Origin of the sequence: Limosilactobacillus reuteri (genome assembly GCF_020785355.1) — a bacterium.
GTDB lineage: Bacteria > Bacillota > Bacilli > Lactobacillales > Lactobacillaceae > Limosilactobacillus > Limosilactobacillus reuteri_I.
This window is the reverse complement of record NZ_JAJGVH010000035.1, coordinates 1-251: the sequence shown is the minus strand read 5'-3', so window position 1 is coordinate 251 and position 251 is coordinate 1. Positions and strand designations below refer to the sequence as shown.

The 251-nt window shown below is 42.6% G+C and carries 1 pseudogene; it reads left to right on the top strand.

Annotation, left to right across the window (positions count from 1 at the left end):
• A pseudogene (locus LMB56_RS01375) lies at positions 1-251 on the top strand (hypothetical protein); the annotation flags it as partial.

Here is a 251-nt window from a genome sequence, read left to right as displayed (position 1 = left end):
AAGCTTTCGCTCATACTTACCGAGTTACTGAGGCTTTCGCTCATGCTTACTGAGTTACTCAAGCTCTCGCTCATCGATACTGAGTTGCTTAAGCTTTCACTCATGCTTACTGAGTTACTCAAGCTTTCACTCATTGAGACTGAGTTACTTAAGCTTTCACTCATTGAGACTGAGTTACTCAAGCTTTCGCTCATTGATACCGAGTTGCTTAAGCTCTCGCTCATCGATACTGAGTTACTCAAGCTTTCACT